At 61.1% G+C, this 4,341-nt stretch carries 3 protein-coding genes; 2 read left to right on the top strand and 1 reads right to left on the bottom strand.

Annotated features, from left to right (window positions below; all coding sequences use genetic code 11):
• Positions 1-374: 374 nt before the first annotated feature.
• Positions 375-920, bottom strand: coding sequence for a hypothetical protein (locus ACOVQ0_RS09475; RefSeq protein ID WP_421883432.1), 546 nt, complete (start codon positions 918-920; stop codon positions 375-377).
• Positions 921-996: 76 nt separating this feature from the next.
• Here ACOVQ0_RS09475 and ACOVQ0_RS09470 point away from each other — a divergent pair, with 76 nt between their 5' ends.
• Entirely contained in the window at positions 997-1,374 is a 378-nt protein-coding gene (locus ACOVQ0_RS09470; protein WP_421883429.1) for a hypothetical protein, read from the top strand.
• 401 nt (positions 1,375-1,775) lie between these two features.
• The coding region (gene rpoB, locus ACOVQ0_RS09465) for a DNA-directed RNA polymerase subunit beta (protein WP_421883425.1) at positions 1,776-4,341 on the top strand (2,566 nt) is incomplete at its 3' end.

Genomic DNA, 4,341 nt, shown 5'->3' with positions numbered 1-4,341 from the left:
GCTACGTTTGTCGATGGCCCGAAGACCACCGGCGAGTCCGTGACAAGGGAAGGAGGTGCGCCGGAAAGGCGCGAAGGGCACCACGATCCATAAGGAGCCAGGGGCCGGAAACTCTTTTCCCCGCCTAGGTTGGAGATTAAGCGCGGGCTAGTCCCGCACGCCAACTGTCTCGGACGGATGATCGGCGGGCATTTCGGCCTGCCGGTCGGGCGGGCCATTGGCTTATTCTGGCAAGAGAGTCAATTGCTCCTCGGTCAAGGAGTCATCATGAAAAGAAGCGACCCTGCCCGCTATGGGCTGGATCGCTTCCCTTCACCACGACGTGGCGACGGGTGAAGATTGATGGGAAAGTGCTCGCCGAAGCGGGCAGACCGTCAGGCGTCCACGAGCGTTCTGGTCACCGGCACATGGACAGGCCGGGTCGTTTCGGCACGAGGAAGAGTGGGTGCGGGCTGCAACGCGGGCGCATCAGGCATGGACTGCATGATCAACCTTGCCCGGCGGCGGCGAGCCTTGCGCGAGGTGAACGGGTTCGCGGCATCGGGGGCAGCAGCAACCATTCGCTCGATAAGCGCTTCCCGCTCCCGCATTCCGGCAGGTGCAACTGTGGGCATCGTGACTGCCGGGCGTGGCGTGATCGGTTGCTGCACCCCCGCCATGCGTGCCGCCATCGGCGAACGTGCTTCTGCACGGCCGGGCGGGACAATCACGGGCGGCACGAAATCGACATCTTCCTCATAAGGACGGCGGCGGCGATGCAGCGCCGCAACCGCTACGCCCAGCACAAGAATGCTGGCACCCACGCCGATGGGCAGTGCCCAGTCAGATGCTCCGTCCGAAGTGCTCTCGGCAGGGGGCGGGGCGGCAGGAGCGATTTCGCTATCATTGGTGATCGGCGGAGTAGGCGGCGGTGAGGCCACTGGTGCTGAAGCATTTGTGTTTGCAGTTGCGGTGAAGGGTGTCGCAGGCATTGCGACGTTTCGGGCAGGAGGCGTCGTGCGTGCCACGGTGCGGGGCGCTGCGCGCTCGGAACTGGCCTCAGGCACAGCCACAGGCGGCGGCACTGTTGAGTCAGCGATGCTGGCAGGCGTTTCCACCGTCGCGGCAACAGGACTTGCCTCAACGGGCGGCAGCACAATTGTCGGCGCGGCGGGCGTCGTAGTTGCCGGGGCCACGGCTGGCGCGGACATGACCGGCTCTGCCGTTGGCGGCAGCACGACTTCCTGCGCGTGGACCATAGCGGAAGAAAGCATCAGCATGGCTGAAATTGTCATGGTGGTGCGGGGCGATATTGGATTGAAGTGTGTCATGCCCGGAAAACGCGACGAAGTGCGATTCGGGTTCCTTATTGGCGATGAATCGAGCGATTATTGATGCCGAATTGCCATCCGGTAGTGACAATTCCCGGATGTCATTGCGGATTATGAACAGTGGTTCATGAATTCAGTTTGTTCTTGCGATTACTTTGCAGAGGTCGAGAGCGGTTTGCATGGCTCTCTGTTATGGCGCCGAACGGGCCTTTGACTTCGCGTTGTACCTCTCCTATATGCCGCCCCTGTCTGATGCTTCGAGCAAGGCCGTCCCATGCGCAGGGGATAGCTCGGGAAGGAAGCAGCGGGCTTACCATCTGACGCAAAAGGCTGCGGGCCACGGCTTCCGTTTAACGGATCGCTGTGCGCTGTGCGGCCTTTTCCCGTTTGGTGGCGCCATCCCTGCGCGTGGCAGAATTTCCGCCGGTTTTCCGGCCATTAGTTGAGAAGAGGCTCGCAACCTTTATGGTTACCAAGACAGCCAGTCGTCCCGGCGTGAAGAAGCGCATCCGCAAGATCTTCGGAGACATTCACGAAGTCGTGCAGATGCCGAACCTGATCGAGGTTCAGCGCGAATCGTATGAGCAGTTCCTTCGCTCCGATCCGTCGGTGGGCTATGTCTCGGGTCTCGAAAAGACGCTGCGTTCGGTTTTCCCGATCCAGGACTTCGCCGGCACTGCCAGCCTCGATATCAAGGAGCGGGACGGCTACGTTCTCGAAGCGCCGAAGTATGACGTGAACGAATGCCGCCAGCGCGGCATCACCTATGCTGCGCCGATGAAGGTGACGCTCAAGCTGGCCACGTTCGAAGTGGACGCCGAGACGGAAACCAAGTCGCTCATCGATATCAAGGAGCAGGACGTCTACATGGGCGACATCCCGCTCATGACCGAGAACGGCACCTTCTTCATCAACGGCACCGAGCGCGTTATCGTTTCGCAGATGCACCGTTCGCCGGGCGTTCTGTTCGATCATGACCGTGGCAAGACGCACTCTTCGGGCAAGTATCTGTTTGCTGCGCGCGTGATTCCCTACCGTGGTTCGTGGCTCGATTTCGAATTCGACGCCAAGGACATCGTCAACGTCCGTATCGACCGCAAGCGCAAGCTGCCGGTCACCGCGCTGCTTCATGCGCTGGGCCTGAGCGACGAAGGCATTCTCCACCACTTCTACGATATCGTGAACTGGGCGCGTGCGGAAGGCGGCTGGAAGGTTCCATTCGTGCTCGAACAGTGGCGCGGTTCCAAGCCGATGTTCGACATCGTCGATGCCAAGTCGGGCGAAGTGATCTTCCCGGCTGGCCAGAAGATCAGCCCCCGCGCTGCCAACAAGGCGGCCAAGGACGGTCTGGAAGAACTGCTGATCCCGACCGAGGAAATCTTCGGCCGCTATGCAGCGCGCGATCTGATTGACGAATCGACCGGCCGCATCTGGATCGAAGCCGGTGACGAAGTTTCGCCGGAAAACCTCGATCTGCTGGACAAGGCCGGGATCGACAGCCTCGAACTGCTCGACATCGACCATGTTTCGACCGGCCCCTGGATCCGCAACACGCTCAAGGCCGACAAGGCCCCGGATCGCGATCACGCGCTGGCCGATATCTATCGCGTCATGCGCCCCGGCGAACCGCCGACGCGCGAAACCGCAGAAGCGCTGTTCGACGGCCTGTTCTTCGATGCGGACCGTTACGACCTCTCGGCCGTGGGTCGCGTCAAGCTGAACATGCGTCTTGCGCTGGAATGCGAAGACACGGTCACCACCCTGCGCACCGAAGATATCCTCGCCGTGGTCAAGGAGCTGGTGAACCTCAAGGACGGCAAGGGCGAAATCGACGACATCGACAACCTCGGCAACCGCCGTGTGCGTTCGGTGGGCGAACTGCTGGAAAACCAGTACCGTGTCGGCCTGCTGCGCATGGAACGCGCCGTGAAGGAGCGCATGTCCTCGGTTGACGTCTCCACCGTCATGCCGAACGATCTGATCAACGCAAAGCCTGCCGTGGCGGCTGTGCGCGAATTCTTCGGTTCTTCGCAGCTTTCGCAGTTCATGGACCAGACCAATCCGCTGTCCGAAGTGACGCACAAGCGCCGTGTTTCGGCGCTCGGGCCGGGCGGTCTGACCCGCGAACGCGCAGGCTTCGAAGTGCGCGACGTTCACCCGACGCACTATGGCCGTATCTGCCCGATCGAAACGCCGGAAGGCCCGAACATCGGTCTGATCAACTCGCTCTCGACCTTTGCCCGCGTCAACAAGTACGGCTTCATCGAAACGCCGTACCGCAAGATCGTGGACGGCAAGGTGACGAAGGACGTCATCTATCTTTCCGCAATGGAAGAGCAGAAGCACACCGTGGCGCAGGCTTCGGCAGAGCTGAGCGCTGATGGCTCGTTCGTCGAAGAACTCGTCTCGGCTCGCCAGAACGGCGAATTCGTGATGAGCCCGCGTGATCAGGTCACGCTGATGGACGTTTCGCCAAAGCAGCTCGTTTCGGTTGCAGCATCGCTCATTCCGTTCCTGGAAAACGACGACGCCAACCGCGCGCTCATGGGATCGAACATGCAGCGTCAGGCCGTGCCGCTGATCAAGGCGGATGCGCCTTACGTCGGCACCGGCATGGAAGAAACCGTTGCGCGCGATTCGGGCGCAGCAATCTCGGCGCTGCGTTCGGGCGTGGTCGATCAGGTTGACGCAACCCGTATCGTGATCCGCGCCTCGGGCGATATTGAACCCGGCCAGTCGGGCGTCGATATCTACCGCCTGCAGAAGTTCGAACGCTCGAACCAGTCGACCTGCATCAACCAGCGTCCGCTGGTAAAGGTGGGCGATCTGATCGAAAAGGGCGACATCATTGCCGATGGTCCCTCGACCGAGTTTGGCGAACTGGCGCTGGGCCGCAACGTGCTCGTCGCGTTCATGCCCTGGAACGGCTACAACTACGAAGACTCGATCCTGATCAGCGAACGCATCGTGAAGGAAGACGTCTTTACCTCGATCCACATCGAGGAGTTTGAAGTCATGGCCCGCGACACCA

Origin of the sequence: Novosphingobium sp., assembly GCF_049240505.1 — a bacterium.
GTDB lineage: Bacteria > Pseudomonadota > Alphaproteobacteria > Sphingomonadales > Sphingomonadaceae > Novosphingobium.
Note: the sequence above shows the minus strand (reverse complement) of the source record. Positions and strands in the feature narration are given on the sequence as shown.